Below are 16494 nucleotides of genomic sequence, written 5' to 3'. Positions count from 1 at the left end.
CCCGCACGATTCCCACCGACCTGCCCGTTGCCAACGCCGTACGGGTGACTCCAAGCCTTCGGGCCTGCTCTAGGGACTGATGACGTTCATGGCTAACGAGGACAAGCTCCGCGACTACCTCAAGCTGGTCACTACCGACCTGCGGCAGACCCGCCGGCGCCTCCAGGAAGTCGAGGCCCGCCAGCAGGAGCCCATCGCCATCGTCTCGATGAGCTGCCGCTTCCCCGGGAACGCCCACACTCCCGAGGACTTCTGGGACCTGCTCGTCGCGGGCGTCGACACCGTCTCGGAGCTGCCCGCCGACCGCGGCTGGGACCTGGAGAACCTGTACCACCCCGACCCCGAGCACCAGGGCACCAGCTACACCCGCTCCGGGTCCTTCCTGTACGACGCCGCCGACTTCGACCCCGCCTTCTTCGGCATCTCGCCGCGCGAGGCCACCGTCATGGACCCGCAGCAGCGCCTGCTGCTCGAAACCTCCTGGGAAGCCCTCGAGCGGGCCGGTATCGACCCCGGGACGCTGCGCGGCGAGAAGGCCGGCGTCTTCGTCGGCAGCAGCGACCAGGGGTACGGCGCCGCCGCCGCCCACGCCCGTGACCGGGTCGAGGGCCACATGCTGACCGGCGGTTCCGGCGCCGTGCTCTCCGGGCGCATCGCCTACACCCTCGGCTTCGAGGGGCCCGCCGTCACCGTCGACACCATGTGCTCCTCGTCGCTGGTCGCCCTGCACCTCGCCGTACAGGCCCTGCGCCAGGACGAGTGCCGCCTCGCCCTCGCCGCCGGCGCCACGGTCATGGCCGGTCCGCGCAACTTCGTGGAGTTCAGCCGGCAGCGGGGGCTGGCGCCGGACGGCCGGTGCAAGCCGTTCGCGGCGGGTGCGGACGGTACGGGCTGGGGTGAGGGTGTCGGTGTGCTGCTGCTGGAGCGGCTGTCGGACGCCCGGCGCCATGGTCATCCGGTGCTGGCGGTGATCCGGGGCTCGGCGGTGAACCAGGACGGTGCGAGCAACGGTCTGACCGCGCCCAACGGTCCCTCGCAGGAGCGTGTCATCCGGGCCGCGCTGGCCAACGCCCGGCTCACCCCCGACCTGGTGGACGCCCTGGAGGCCCACGGCACCGGCACCACCCTCGGCGACCCGATCGAGGCCCAGGCGGTGCTCGCCACCTACGGCCAGGACCGCGAACAGCCCCTGCGCATGGGCTCCCTCAAAGCCAACATCGGCCATCTCCAAGCCAGTTCAGGTATCGCCGGCGTCATCAAGATGGTCATGGCCATGCGCCACGGCGTCCTGCCGAAGCTGCTGCACCTGGACGAGCCCACCCCGCACGTCGACTGGTCCTCCGGCGCCGTCGAACTCCTCACCGACAACCAGCCCTGGCCCGACACCGGCCGGCCGCGTCGCGCGGGTGTCTCCTCCTTCGGCGGCAGCGGCACCAACGCCCACGTCGTCCTGGAGCAGGCCCCCGAGCCCGACCCCGAGGCCCCCGAGGAGACCGAACCCGGCAACGGCACCGCGACGCCGGCGGTGTTCACCGCGGGCAGCATCGTGCCCTGGCTCGTGTCGGGCCGCGGTCAGGAGGGTCTTGCCGGGCAGGCGGGCCGACTGGCCGCGTTCGCTGAGTCGGCCGACGAGACCGTACGACCCGTGGACGTGGCCTGGTCCCTGGCCGCCACCCGGGCCGCCTTCGAGCACCGGGCCGTCGTCCTCGGCACCGACCGCCCCGAACTCGGCGCCACTCTGGGCGCCTTGGCGTCTCACGGCACGGCACCCGGTGCGATCACCGGCACCTTCGACGCCGTACCCGACGGTGTTGCCTTCGTGTTTCCGGGTCAGGGGGCGCAGTGGGCTGGTATGGGGCGGGAGTTGTGGGATGCCTCGCCGGTGTTCGCTGAGTCGATGGAGGCGTGTGAGCGGGCTCTTGCTCCGTATGTCGGCTGGTCGCTGAGCGAGGTGGTGCGCAGCGGCGGTGAGCTGGCTGATGTGGATGTGGTGCAGCCGGTGTCGTGGGCGGTGATGGTGTCGCTGGCGGCGGTGTGGCGTGCGTGTGGTGTCCAGCCGTCCGTCGTCGTCGGTCACTCGCAGGGGGAGATCGCCGCTGCGGTGGTGGCGGGCGGGTTGTCGCTGGAGGATGGTGCGCGGGTTGTTGCCTTGCGGTCGAGGGCGATCCGGGCGATCGCCGGCCGGGGTGGCATGGTGTCCGTGCCGCTGCCTCTGGAACAGACCGAGGAACTGCTCACCGGCTGGCAGGGCCGCATCGGCATTGCCGCGGTCAATGGGCCCTCGTCCGTGGTCGTGGCCGGTGACGCGGACGCGTTGGACGAGTTGATGGCTCACTGCGAGGGCGCTGATGTCCGGGCCCGGCGCGTTCCGGTGGATTACGCCTCGCACACCTGGCATGTGGAGGCCATCGAGGAGGAGTTGGCCCGTGTGCTGGCTCCCGTGAGTCCGCGCTCTGGTGACGTGCCGTTCTTCTCCACCACCGAGGCGGAGCTGATCGACACGGCTCGGTTGGACGGCGGTTACTGGTACCGCAACCTGCGGCAGCGGGTCCGTTTCGCCGACGCCGTCCAAGGCCTCGTTGACCAGGGGTACTCGGCGTTCGTGGAGGTCAGCTCGCACCCGGTGCTGGGGATGGCGGTGCAGGAGGCCGCCCCGGATGCCGTGGTCGTGGGTACCCTGCGCCGCAACGAGGGCGGTGCCTCCCGCTTCCTGACGTCTCTCGCCGAGGCGTGGGTGCGCGGGGTCCCGGTGGACTGGAAGCGGGTGCTGGCCGGTCAGGGCGGTCGTACGGTCGCGCTGCCGACGTACGCCTTCCAGCACCGTCCCTACTGGTTCGAGCCCGCGGCGCCGCAGGGCGTCACGGTGGGCGGTGCGGCCGAGGACCCGGCGGACGCCGAGTTCTGGGCGGCCGTCGAGGGGCAGGACCTCCAGGCGCTGACCGGTGCGCTCGACGTCGCCGAGGAGGACGGGCAGGAGGCGCTGGCGCAGGCGCTGCCCGTGCTGTCCGCCTGGCGGCGCGGGCGTCGGGCCTCCACGACCATCGACTCCTGGCGGTACCGCATCGCCTGGCGTCCGGCCGCCGACCGCCCCGCCGGGACGCTCACCGGCACCTGGCTCGTCGTCGTGCCCGCGAGCCACGCCGGTTCCGAGCTGGTCCGGGTCTGCCTGGACGGGCTCGCCGAGCACGGCGCCCAGACCGCCCCCCTCTTCGTCGACGCCGCCGACACGGACCGGGAGCGGCTGGCCGCCCTGATGACCGAGACGGCCCGGCACAGCGGCGCCGACGCGTTCGCCGGCGTCCTGTCCTTCCTCGCGCTCGACGAACGCCCGCACCCCGAGCAGCCGGGACTCGCCGCCGGCCTGGTCGCGGGACTCGCGCTGATCCAGGCGTGCGCCGACACCGGGCTGCGTTCCCCGGTGTGGCTCGCCACCAGCGGAGCCGTCACCACCGGTGACGCCGACCCGCTGCGCAACCCCGTGCAGAACGGCACCTGGGGCATGGGCCGGGTCGCGGCGCTGGAACACCCCGAGTTCTGGGGCGGGCTCGTCGACCTGCCCGAGACGCCCGACGACCGTACGGCCGCCCGGCTCTGCTCGATCCTCGCGACCCCCGAGGCGGAGGCCGACGCCAAGGCCGAGGACCAGCTCGCCGTCCGCCGGACCGGCGTTCTCATCCGCCGCCTGGTCCGCACGCCCGCCGGCACCGCGCGTGCCGAGCGCACCTGGACCTCGCGCGGCACCGCGCTGATCACCGGCGGCACCGGCGGCCTCGGCGGACACACCGCCCGCTGGCTCGCCCGCAACGGCACCGAGCACCTGGTGCTGGTCAGCCGCCGGGGCCCGGACGCGCCCGGCGCCGCCGAACTCGAGGCAGAACTGCGCGAGTTGGGCGCCCGCGTCACCATCGCCTCCTGCGACATCGCCGACCGGGACGCCCTGGCCGCGCTCGTGGAGCGCGTGGAGGCCGACGGGCCCCCGATCCGCACCGTCGTGCACACCGCCGGCGTCGGCATCCTCATCCCGCTGGCCACCACGACCCTGCAGGAGTTCGCCGACGGCGCGGAGGCCAAGCTCTCCGGCGTCGCCAACCTCGACGCGCTCTTCGACGACGACCGCCTCGACGCGTTCGTCGTGTTCTCCTCCGTCGCCGGCGTCTGGGGCAGCGGCGACCACGGCGCCTACGCCGCGGCCAACGCGTACGCCGACGCGGTGGCCGAGCACCGCCGGGCCCGCGGCCTGGCCGGCACCTCCATCGCCTGGGGCATCTGGAGCGACGAGGGCGGCGGCATGGGCCTCGACGTCGTCCAGGAGCAACTGCGCTGGCGCGGCATCCCGTTCATGGACCCCGCGCTCGCCGTCGCCGCCATGCAGCAGGTCCTCGACCGCGACGAGTGCTTCATCGCCGTCGCCGACATCGACTGGGAGCGCTTCGTCCCCGTCTTCACCGCGGCCCGCCGGCGCCCGCTGCTCACCGAGGTGCCCGAGGTCGCCGAGCTGCTGCGCGCCGAGGAGGACCGCCTGCGGCAGGACGTCCCGGACACGCAGAGCGCCGGACTCCTCGCCCGGCTGCGCGGCCTGTCCGCCGACGACCAGGAACAGGCCGTGCTCGACCTGGTCCGCGGCCAGGTCGCGGGCGTGCTCGGGCACAGCAGCCCGAACAGCGTCGAGACCGGACGCGCCTTCCGCGAACTGGGCTTCGACTCCCTCACCTCCGTTGAGCTGCGCAACCGGCTCAACGCCGCCACGGGACTGCGGCTGCCCGTCACCGTCATCTTCGACCGGCCCACGGTCACCGCTCTCGCCCGGCACATCCGCGAGGAACTCGTCGGCTCCTCCTCCGACGCCCTGCCCGTCCCGGCCGCCGCTCCGGCACCGGCCGCAGTCGCGGCGCCCGCGGCCGACGACGACCCCATCGCCATCGTCTCGATGAGCTGCCGCTACCCGGGCGGCGCCAACAGCCCCGAGGAACTCTGGCGCATCCTCGCCGAGGGCCGCGACGTCATCGACGTCTTCCCCGACGACCGCGCCTGGGACCTCGACGCCCTCTACGACCCCGACCCCGACCGCGAGGGCACCTGCTACGCCCGCGAGGGCGGCTTCGTCTACGACGCCGGCGACTTCGACCCCGCGTTCTTCGGCATCTCCCCGCGCGAGGCGATCGCCATGGACCCCCAGCAGCGGCTGCTGCTGGAGACCTCCTGGGAGGCCGTCGAACGCGCCGGACTGCTCCCCGAGAGCCTGCGCGGCACCCCCGTCGGCGTCTACGTCGGCGCCGCCAACCAGGGCTTCGGCGGGCTGGACAACCTGCCCGAGGGCGTCGAGGGCCACATCGTCACCGGCAGCGCCACCAGCGTGCTGTCCGGCCGCATCGCCTACACTCTCGGCCTCGCGGGAAGCGCGGTCACCATCGACACCGCCTGCTCGTCCTCCATGGTCGCCCTGCACATGGCCGTGCAGGCGCTGCGCTCCGGCGAGTGCTCCATGGCCCTCGCGGGCGGTGTCGCCGTCATGGTCGAGCCCATCGGGTTCATCGGCTTCGCCCGCACCCGCGGCGTCGCCCGCGACGGCCGTTCCAAGGCCTTCGCCAAGGCGGCCGACGGCATGGGCCTCGCCGAAGGCGCCGGCATGGTCCTCCTGGAGCGGCTGTCCGACGCCCGGCGCAACGGGCATCCGGTGCTGGCCGTCATCCGCTCCACCGCGCTCAACCAGGACGGCGCCAGCAACGGGCTCAGCGCCCCCAGCGGCCCCGCCCAGCAGCAGGTCATCCGCGCCGCCCTCACCAAGGCCGGCCTGTCCCCGGCCGACGTCGACGCGGTCGAGGCACACGGCACCGGCACCACCCTCGGCGACCCCATCGAGGCTCAGGCGCTGCTCGCCACCTACGGCCAGGGCCGCGACCCCGAACACCCGCTGTGGCTCGGCTCGGTGAAGTCCAACATCGGCCACACCCAGGCCGCCTCCGGTGTGGCGGGCGTGATGAAGATGGTCCTCGCCATGCAGCACGGCGTGCTGCCGCGGACCCTCCACGTGGACGAGCCCACCCCGCACGTCGACTGGTCGGCGGGCGCGGTGTCGCTGCTGACCGAACCTGTGGAGTGGCCGCGCGTCGAGGGGCGTCCGCGCCGGGCCGGTGTGTCGTCGTTCGGCGTCAGCGGGACCAACGCCCATGTGGTGCTGGAGGAGGCCCCCGAAGCGCCGGAGCCCGAGGAACGGCCCGCGCCGGATCCCGTGTTCGCGGCCGGCGGTGTGGTGCCGTGGGTGGTGTCGGGCCGCGGCCAGGAGGGTCTTGCCGGGCAGGCGGGCAGGCTGGCTGCTTTCGCCGAGTCGGCGGACGAGAGTCTGCGGCCGGTGGATGTGGCGTGGTCGCTGGCGGCGACGCGGACCGCGTTCGAGAACCGTGCCGTGGTGCTCGGCGCCGGTACGAGTGAAGTGGGCTCCCTGCTGGGTGAGTTGGCGTCGGGTGCGGTGTCGGCCGCGGGGGTGGTGCGCGGCGCGGTGGCCGGTGGCGCCGCCGATCGTGTCGCCTTCGTGTTTCCGGGTCAGGGGGCGCAGTGGGCTGGTATGGGGCGGGAGTTGTGGGATGCCTCGCCGGTGTTCGCTGAGTCGATGGAGGCGTGTGAGCGGGCTCTTGCTCCGTATGTCGGCTGGTCGCTGAGTGAGGTGGTGCGTGGCGGCGGTGAGCTGGCTGATGTGGATGTGGTGCAGCCGGTGTCGTGGGCGGTGATGGTGTCGCTGGCGGCGGTGTGGCGTGCCTGCGGGGTCCAGCCGTCCGTCGTCGTCGGTCACTCGCAGGGAGAGATCGCCGCTGCCGTGGTGGCGGGCGGTCTGGCGTTGGAGGATGGTGCGCGGGTTGTGGCGCTGCGGTCGAAGGCGATCCGGGCGATCGCCGGCCGTGGGGGCATGGTGTCCGTGCCGCTGCCTCTGAGGCAGGTGGAAGACCTCGTTGCCCAGTGGACCGGGCGCATCGGCATTGCCGCGGTCAACGGGCCGTCGTCCGTGGTCGTGGCGGGCGATGCGGACGCGTTGGACGAGTTGATGGCTCACTGCGAGGGCGCCGATATCCGTGCCCGTCGCGTTCCGGTGGATTACGCGTCGCACACCTGGCATGTGGAGGCCATCGAGGACGAACTCGCGAGGGTTCTCGCCCCGGTTGCTCCGCGCACGGGCGAGGTGCCGTTCTTCTCCACCACTGAGGCGGACCTGGTCGACACGGCTCGGCTGGACGGCGGCTACTGGTACCGCAACCTGCGCCAGCGGGTGCGGTTCGCCGACGCGGTCCAGGGTCTCGCTGAGCAGGGTTACTCGGCGTTCGTCGAGGTCAGCTCGCATCCGGTGCTGGGGATGGCGGTGCAGGAGGCCGCCCCGGACGCCGTGGTCGTGGGCACCCTGCGCCGAAAGGAGGGCGGCACCGCCCGTTTCCTGACCTCTCTCGCGGAAGCCTGGGTGCGGGGTGTCCCCGTCGATTGGACGCGGGTGCTGGCCGGTCAGGGCGGCCGTACGATCGCGCTGCCGACGTACGCCTTCCAGCACCGCCGCTACTGGCTCGAGAAGACCGCACCCGCCACCGCTGTCGTCGCCTCGGACACCGTGGACGCTCGATTCTGGGAGGCGGTCGAGCGTGAGGACCTTGAATCGCTCGCCGGGACGCTGCAGTTGGCGGACAGCGAGCCGTTGGCCGAGGTGCTGCCCGCCCTGTCGCGGTGGCGCAAGGACGAGGCCGCCCGGTCGGCGGTCGACAGCTGGCGGTACAAGGTCGTCTGGAAGCCGGTGGGACGCGATTCCCGGCCGGTCGCACTGGATGGTGCCTGGCTGCTGGTGGTGCCCGACGAGGAGGCCGCCGACGCCGAGTTCGTCGCCGCCGTCGCCGACGCCCTCACCCGGCACGGCGCCCGCGTGACGACGCTGAGCGTCGCCGCCCGCACCGACCGGGCCGGCCTCACCGCGCTGCTCACTGGTGCGCTGAACGCCGACGGCCGGCTCGCCGCCCCCGCCGGGGTCCTGTCGCTGCTGGCGCTGGACGAGTCGCCGTACTCCACCGGCAGTGCGCTGCCCGGCGGACTCGCGCTCACCACCGCGCTGCTGCAGGCGCTCGGGGACGCCGGTGTCGCGGCGCCGCTGTGGATCGGCACCCGGGGCGCCGTGTCCACGGGCCGCGCCGACCGGCTCACCGCGCCGGTGCAGGCGCAGGCCTGGGGGCTCGGACGGATCGCGGCGCTGGAGTACCCGCAGCGGTTCGGCGGGCTGGTCGATCTGCCGCAGGAACTCGACGAGCGGACCGGAACCCGGCTGGCCGCCGCGCTGGCGGGGACGCCGGACGAGGACCAGCTGGCCGTGCGCGGCACCGGGCTCTTCGTACGGCGGCTGGTGCGGGCCGGGCGGCCCGACGCCACGCCCGCCACGTGGGCGCCGGAGGGTACGGTGCTCGTCACCGGCGGCACCGGAGGCGTCGGCGCCCAGGTGGCGCGCCGGCTCGCCCGCAACGGCGCCGGGCACCTGCTGCTCGTGGGGCGCCGGGGGCCGGACGCTCCCGGTGCGGCCGAGCTGGAGGCGGAGCTGACGCGGCTCGGCGCCCGGGTCACCGTGGCGGCGTGCGACGTCGCCGACCGGGAGCAGTTGGCGGCGCTGCTGGCCGCCGTACCGGAGGACCGGCCGCTCACCGCGGTCGTCCACGCGGCCGGTGTCCTGGACGACGGCGTGCTGGACGGACTGACCCCGGAGCGCGCCGAGACCGTGCTGCGGCCGAAGACCGCCGCCGCCTGGCACCTGCACGAACTCACCCGGGACCTGGACCTGTCGGCGTTCGTGCTGTTCTCGTCGCTCGCCGGCACCCTCGGCGGGCCCGGACAGGGCAGCTACGCCGCCGCCAACGCCTTCCTCGACGCGCTCGCCCGCGCCCGGCGCGCCGACGGGCTGCCCGCGACGTCGATCGCGTGGGGCGCGTGGGGCGGCGGCGGTCTGGCCGCCGGCGAGACGGGGGAGCGGCTGGCCCGCACCGGCATGCCCGCCATGGATCCCGAGTCGGCGCTGACCGCGCTCGAACAGGCCGTCCTCGGCGCCGAACCGGTGCTGGCGGTGGCCGACGTCCGGTGGGAGACCTACGCGTACGCCCACGCCGACCGGCCGGCCCGTGTCCTCGCCGACCTGCCCGAGGTGCGCGAGGCCGAAGCGGTCCGGCAGACCACCGCGGCGGCCGGCGGTGACGGCAACGCGGTCACGGCACGGCTCGCCGGGCTGCCGTACGAGGAACAGCGCCGTGAACTGCTCACCCTGGTAAGGACGTTGGCCGCAGGGGCGCTCGGCTACGCCGGGCCGGAGGAGATCGACGAGGAGCGGGCCTTCCGCGACCTCGGCTTCGACTCCCTGACCGCGGTCGCGCTGCGCAACACCATCGCGGAGACCACCGGGCTGCGGCTGCCCGTCACTCTCGTCTTCGACCACCCGACAGCGACCGCGCTCGCCGAACGGCTGCACCAGGACCTGTTCGGCGCCGCACCCGGCGCAGCGGAGCCGGAACGCAGTGCCGTGCCCGCCGTGGCCGCGACCGGCGAGGACCCCGTCGTCATCGTCGCGATGAGCTGCCGCTACCCGGGCGGGGCGAGCAGCCCCGAGGACCTGTGGCGGCTGCTGGTGCGCGGCGGTGACGCCGTGTCCGCCTTCCCCGAGGACCGCGGCTGGGACCTGAAGGGCGCCTACGACCCCGATCCCGAGCGGCCGGGCACGTTCTACGCCCGCGGCGGCGGATTCCTGTACGACGCACACCACTTCGACCCGGAGTTCTTCGGGATGAGCCCGCGCGAGGCGCTGGCCGTCGACCCGCAGCAGCGGCTGCTGCTGGAGACGTCGTGGGAGGCGTTCGAGCGGGCCGGGATCGACCCGGGCACGCTGCGCGGCAGCCGCACCGGCGTGTTCGTCGGCTCCAACTACCACGACTACGGCTCCCGGGTGCAGCACGCCCCCAAGGACTTCGAGGGCTACCTCGCCACCGGCAGCGCCGGCAGCGTGGCCTCCGGGCGCATCTCCTACACCTTCGGTCTTGAGGGCCCGGCCGTCACCGTCGACACCGCCTGCTCCTCGTCGCTGGTGGCGCTGCACATGGCCGCCCAGGCGCTCCGCTCCGGTGAGTGCGGCATGGCACTGGCCGGCGGTGTCACCGTGATCTCCTCGCTGGACACCTTCATCGAGTTCAGCCGGCAGCGGGCGCTGTCCGCGGACGGCCGCTGCAAGGCGTTCTCCGACGACGCCGACGGCGCGGGCTGGGCCGAGGGCGTCGGCATGGTGCTCCTGGAGCGGCTGTCGGACGCCCGCCGCAACGGCCACCCGGTGCTGGCGGTGCTCGCCGGCTCCGCCGTCAACCAGGACGGCGCCAGCAACGGCCTCACCGCGCCGAGCGGACCCGCGCAGCAGCGCGTCATCCGGCAGGCGCTGGCCGCCGCCGGCCTGTCCCCGGCCGACGTGGACGCCGTCGAGGCGCACGGCACCGGCACGACCCTCGGCGACCCCATCGAGGCACAGGCCCTGATGGCGACGTACGGCCAGGACCGGCCCGCGGACCGGCCGCTGCGTATCGGCGCCCTGAAGTCCAACCTCGGCCACACCCAGGCCGCCGCCGGTGTCGGCGGCGTCATCAAGATGGTCCTCGCGATGCGGCACGGACTGCTGCCGCGCACCCTGCACGCCGACCGGCCGTCCACGCGGATCGACTGGACCGAGGGCGCGGTGGCGCTGCTGACCGAGCCCGTGGAGTGGCCCCGCGACGCCGAACGGCCGCGCCGCGCCGGTGTGTCGGCGTTCGGCATCAGCGGCACCAACGCCCACGTCATCCTGGAGGAGCCACCCGCCGAAACCCCGGCGGCCACCGGCAGCACCGCTCTCCCGGCCGCCCCCGCGGGCGCCGGTGACGAGAACGCCACCTCGTCGGTGGGGGCGACCGTCCCCGCCGCCGCCGGCGAGGTGGTCCCCTGGGTGCTGTCCGGGCGCGGCGCCGACGCGCTGCAGGCCCAGGCCGCCCGGTTGCTGGCACACCTGGAGGACCCCGAGCGGCAGGACGCGGCGAGCGACCTCGACATCGCCCACACGCTGGCCACCGGCCGCGCCGCGTTCGACCACCGGGCGGCCCTCGTCGGCCGCGGCCGGGACGAACTCCTCGGCGCGCTGCGGGCGTTGGCCGACGGCCGGGAGGCCCCCGGTGTGCTTCGGGGCGTGCGGCGCCGCGGCGGACGCACCGCGTTCCTCTTCAGCGGCCAGGGCAGCCAGCGTCCCGGCATGGGCAGGGAGCTGTACGCCGCGTACCCGGTCTTCGCCGACGCCCTCGACGCCGTCTGCGCCGAACTCGACCGGGAGCTGCAACGCCCCCTGAAGGACGTGCTGTTCGCCCCCGCGGGCACCCCGGACGCCGCCCTGCTGGACCGCACCGTCTACACCCAGGCCGGCCTGTTCGCCCTGGAAGTAGCCCAGTTCCGGCTGCTGGAACACTGGGGGCTGCGCCCCGACGTCGTCGTCGGCCACTCCATCGGCCAGCTCGCCGCCGCCCACGTCGCCGGGGTCCTCGACCTCGCCGACGCCTGCCGTCTGGTCGCCGCCCGCGGCCGGCTGATGGAGGAACTCCCCGCCGGCGGCGCCATGCTGTCCGTGCAGGCGAGCGAGGCCGAGGTCGCCGAGGCGCTGCGCACCTACGAGGACCGGGTGGCCGTCGCCGCCGTGAACGGCCCGGCGTCCGTGGTGGTCTCCGGTGACGAGGAGGCCGTCGAGGAACTCGCCGAGGCGTGGCGGGAGGCCGGACTGCGCACCAAGCGCCTGACGGTGTCCCACGCCTTCCACTCGCCGCGCATGGAACCCGTGCAGGCGCCTTTCGCCGCCGTCGCCCGCGACCTCGCCTACGCCGCTCCCGCGGTGCCGGTCGTCTGCGACCTGACCGGCGAGAGCGCCGCACCCGGCGAACTGGAGGGCGCCGACTACTGGGTGCGCCACGTGCGCGGCACGGTGCGCTTCGCCGACGCCCTCGCCACCCTGGAAAGCCAGGGTGTCACCACGTACGTCGAACTGGGCCCGGACGGGGTGCTCAGCGCCATGACCCGCGACTGCCTCACCGACCCGGACGCCGCCGTCGTCACGCCGCTGCTGCGCCGCGACCGGCCCGAGGACACCGCTGTCACCACCGCCCTGGCCACCCTGCACGTCCACGGCGCCGGCCCCGACTGGGCCCGGTACTTCGCCGGCCGGCCGGTCCGCCGGGCCGACCTGCCGACGTACGCCTTCCAGCGGGCCCGCTACTGGCTCGACGCCGAGCCGGTGACGCCCGACCTCGCGGCGGCCGGCCTCGTCGCCGGGGACCATCCGCTGCTCGCGGCGGGCACCGCGCTCGCCGGCGGCGACGGCTACCTGCTCACCGGGCGGCTGTCGCTGAGCAGCCACCCCTGGCTCGCCGACCACGCCGTGTCCGGTACGGCCGTGCTGCCCGGCACCGCCTTCCTGGAGCTGGCGCTGCTCGCCGCCGACCGGGTCGGCTGCCCCACCGTCGACGAACTCACCCTGGAGGCGCCGCTCGTCCTGCCCGAGCAGGGCGCCGTCCACGTCCAGGTCACCGTCGGCGCACCCGGCGAGGACGGGACGCGCCAGGTCAGCGTCCACGCCCGGCCCGACGACGCCACCGACGACGAACCCTGGACCCGGCACGCCGTCGGCCGGCTCGCCCCGGACACCCCGGAGACCGCGCCGGACGCCGAGGCGCCGCTCACCGTCTGGCCGCCGCAGGGCGCCGAACCCGTCACCGTGGACGGCCTGTACGACCGCTTCGCCGAGGGCGGGTTCGCCTACGGCCCGGCGTTCCAGGGCCTGACCGCAGCGTGGCGGCTCGGCGACGACGTCTACGCCGAGGTCGAACCGCCCGCCGGCATCGCCGCCGACACCGCCCGCTACGGGCTGCACCCGGCGCTGCTCGACGCCGCCGTACAGACCGTCGGCCTCACCCCCGCGGCCTCCGCCGCCGTCATGCCGTTCAGCTGGACCGGCGTGCGCCTGCACACGCCCGGCGCCGGGGCGCTGCGGGTGCGGCTCACCCCGACCGGGCCCGACGCCGTGACCCTGCGCGTCACCACGGCCGACGGCCGGCCCGTCGCCACGGTGGCCGGACTGACGCTGCGCCCGCTGCCCGACGCCGGCCGGCTGGGAGACCGGCGCGCCGCCGCCCGCCATCTGCACGAGGTGGACTGGGTGACCCCGGCCACCGCCCCGGCCCGCGTCGCCGGCGCCTGGGCCGTCCTGAACGGCGACGCCGACCCCGGCGCCCTCGCCGCGCTGACGGCCGCCGGGCTCGCCGTCACGCACCACCCGGACCCGGCCGCCCTCGCCCGCGCCATCGCCGGCGGCGACACCGCGGCCCCCGCGACCGTACTGGCCGCCGTCCCGGGCCTCGGCGACGACACCGACCCGCTGTCCGGGGACACCGGTACGCCCGCGACGGCCGACGCGGTGCGCCGCGCCACCGGGCACGTACTGCGGCTGCTGCAGGACTGGCTCGCCGACGACACCTTCGGCGCGACCCGGCTGGTGCTGGTCACCCGGCACGCCGTGACCGTGCACGACGGCGACCTGGCCCCCGACCCGGTGGCCGCCGCCGTCTGGGGCCTGGTGCGCACCGCGCAGACCGAGAACCCGGGCCGGTTCGTGCTGCTGGACTGGGACGGCGCCCAGGAGTCCCATCCGGCGCTGCCCGCCGCGCTCGGCCTCGACGAACCGCAGGTCGCCCTGCGCAAGGGCGAGTTGCGGGTCCCGCGGCTCGTCCGTGCGACGACCCTCACCGGCGGCGCCGGGGACGGCGCGGGGACGCTGCTCGACCCGGACGGCACCGTCCTGGTCACCGGCGCCACCGGCGCGCTCGGCGGCCTCGTCGCCCGGCACCTGGTCACCCGGCACGGCGCCCGCAACCTGCTGCTCGTCGGCCGCCGCGGCCCCGAAGCCCCGGGCGCCCGGGAACTCGTCGAGGAGCTGACCGGGCTCGGCGCCCGCGCCGACCTGGTCGCCTGCGACGCCTCCGACCGGGAGGCGCTGGCCGCGCTGCTCGCCACGATCCCGGACGAGCGTCCGCTGACCGCCGTCGTCCACACGGCGGGCGTCCTCGCCGACGGCGTCATCGGGTCCCTCACCCAGGAACACCTCGACACCGTGCTCGCCGCGAAGGCCGACACCGCCCTGCACCTGCACGAGCTGACCCGGGACACCGGGCTGCGCGCCTTCGTGCTGTACTCCTCGCTCGCCGGTGTCTTCGGTGGCGCGGGACAGGGCAACTACGCGGCGGCCAACGCCTTCCTGGACGCCCTCGCCCAGCAGCGGCGCGCCCAGGGCCTGCCCGCCCAGTCCCTGGCGTGGGGCCTGTGGGAGGAGCGGTCGGCGATGACCGGCAAGCTGGACGGGGCCGACCTGCGGCGCATGGCGCGCGGCGGTGTCGTACCGATGCCGTCCGAGCAGGCCCTGGAGCTGTTCGACGCGGCCGTCGCCACCGACCGTGCGGTGCTGGTCCCGGCCCGCTTCGACACGGCCGGGCTGCGCACCCCCGACGGCGAGGTACCGGCCCTGCTGCGGTCCCTCGTCCGGCCCGCACCCGGCCGCCGCACCGGCACCGCCCCCGCGGCCGAGGGCGCCGGTTCCGCGGAGCGGCTGCGGCAGCGGCTCGCCGGACTCGACGCCGAGGCCCGGCTCACCCTCCTCGTCGACCTCGTCCGCGACCACGCCGCGGCGGTGCTCGGCTACGCCGACTCCGACGCCGTGGACGCCGAACGGGGCTTTCTGGAGATGGGCTTCGACTCGCTGACCGCCGTCGAACTGCGCAACCGGCTCACCACCGCCACCGGGCTGCGACTGCCGGCCACGCTGCTGTTCGACTACCCGACGCCCCTCGGTCTCGCCCGGCACCTGCGCGACGAGACCGCGCCCGGAGCCGCCGTCTCCGTCCAGCCCGTCCTCGCCGAACTCGACCGTCTGGAGGGCGTCCTGGAGGAGATCGCCGGCGACGACTCGGTCCGCGCCACGCTCGCCGGCCGGCTGCGCGGCCTGCTGACCCGCCTGGACGGGCCGGTCGCGGCCGTCGGCGCGGCAGGCGGTGCGGCCGGCACGGTCGGCGGCGACCCGGCGGCGGAGCCGGTCGTGGCGGTCGAGGAGCAACTGGAGTCGGCCAGCGACGACGACCTCTTCGACTTCATCGACAAGCAGTTCGGCTCGGCGTGACGGGCCTTCGGATCACCGCAAGCGCCGGACCGGCGGGTGCCGGTCCGGCACTTCGGCCGGGCTCCCGAGCGGCACGTCCGCCGGGCCGGGCGGGGGACCGAGTCCGACGCGCCCGACGAGGCCGCCGGACCGTCGGGACCGACCGGGCCGTAGCTCCGGCGGCCCCCGGCGGCGTCACCGTGTCCTCGTCCCGACAGCATCGCGGGCGCGAGCCGTCGCCGTGCATCGTCCACCCCATCGGAAAGAGAGCGAGACCGTGTCGGAACGCATGCTGAACGTCGGAGTGATCGGCTGCGCCGCCATCGCCCAGCGCACCACCCTGCCCGCGCTGGCGGCCGAGCCGTCGGTGCGGCTCGTGGCCGTCGCCAGCCGCAGCCGCGACAAGGCCGAGGCCGTCGCCCGGCGGTTCGGCTGCGAGGCGGTCACCGGCTACGCCGCGCTGCTCGCCCGGGACGACATCGACGCCGTCTACGTGCCCCTGCCGCCCGCGCTGCACGCCGAGTGGGTGGCGCGGGCACTCGCGGCGGGCAAGCACGTCCTCGCCGAGAAGCCGTGCGTCACCGACCGCGCCCAGGCGGCGGAGCTGGTCTCCGCCGCCCACGACGCCGGGCTGCTGCTGATGGAGAACTTCGCGTTCCTCCACCACGGCCAGCACGACGCCGTACGGGCCCTCGTCGACACCGGCGCGATCGGCGAACCCCGCCATCTCACCGCCGAGTTCGCCTTCCCGCCGCTGCCCGACGGCGACATCCGCTACGACCCGGCGCTCGGCGGCGGCGCGCTGCTCGACGCCGGCGTGTACACGCTGCGCGCGGCGACCCTCTACCTCGGCCCGGAGGTCGCCGTCCACGGCGCGGTGCTGCGGGAGGACCCGGCCACCGGCGTCGACGTGGCCGGCGCGGCGCTCGTCGCCGACCCGGCCGGACGCACCGGGCAGCTCACGTTCGGCTTCGACCGGTCGTACCGGTGCGCCTGCACCCTGTGGGGCAGCGAGGGCAGCATCACCCTCGACCGCGCGTTCACCGCACCGCCCGCCCTGCGCCCGGTGCTGCGGCTCGTACGCCAGGACCACGTGGAGGAACGCACCCTGCCCGCGGGCCACCAGTTCGCCTCACTGGTCTCCCGGTTCGCCCGCACGGTGCTGGACGGCGGCGACTTCAAGGGGCCCGGCCAGGACATCCTGCGGCAGGCCGAACTGGTCGACGCGGTACGCGCGGCGGCGGGAAAGGGGCCGGCCCGCTGAAGGAGCGCCTCTGAGAGCCCGGCCGTGCGGG

At 75.1% G+C, this 16494-nt stretch carries 2 protein-coding genes; both read left to right on the top strand.

Features of this window, described 5'->3' with window-relative positions; genetic code table 11:
* Positions 1-88 precede the first annotated feature (88 nt).
* Entirely contained in the window at positions 89-15220 is a 15132-nt protein-coding gene (locus tag OG956_RS01865) for a type I polyketide synthase (RefSeq protein ID WP_330336143.1), read from the top strand.
* Between the two features lie 256 nt (positions 15221-15476).
* A complete protein-coding gene (locus OG956_RS01860) occupies positions 15477-16463 on the top strand; it encodes a Gfo/Idh/MocA family protein (RefSeq protein WP_330336142.1) in 987 nt (328 codons plus the stop codon).
* The last annotated feature ends 31 nt before the right edge of the window (positions 16464-16494 follow it).

This window comes from Streptomyces sp. NBC_00557, from assembly GCF_036345995.1.
In the GTDB taxonomy this organism is placed as follows: Bacteria; Actinomycetota; Actinomycetes; order Streptomycetales; family Streptomycetaceae; genus Streptomyces.
This window is presented reverse-complemented; position numbering and strand designations above follow the sequence as displayed.

Bases quoted from the DNA above. Each gene is read 5' to 3' on its own strand.
- OG956_RS01865 (WP_330336143.1), top strand. From the start codon at position 89: ATGGCTAACGAGGACAAGCTCCGCGACTACCTCAAGCTGGTCACTACC.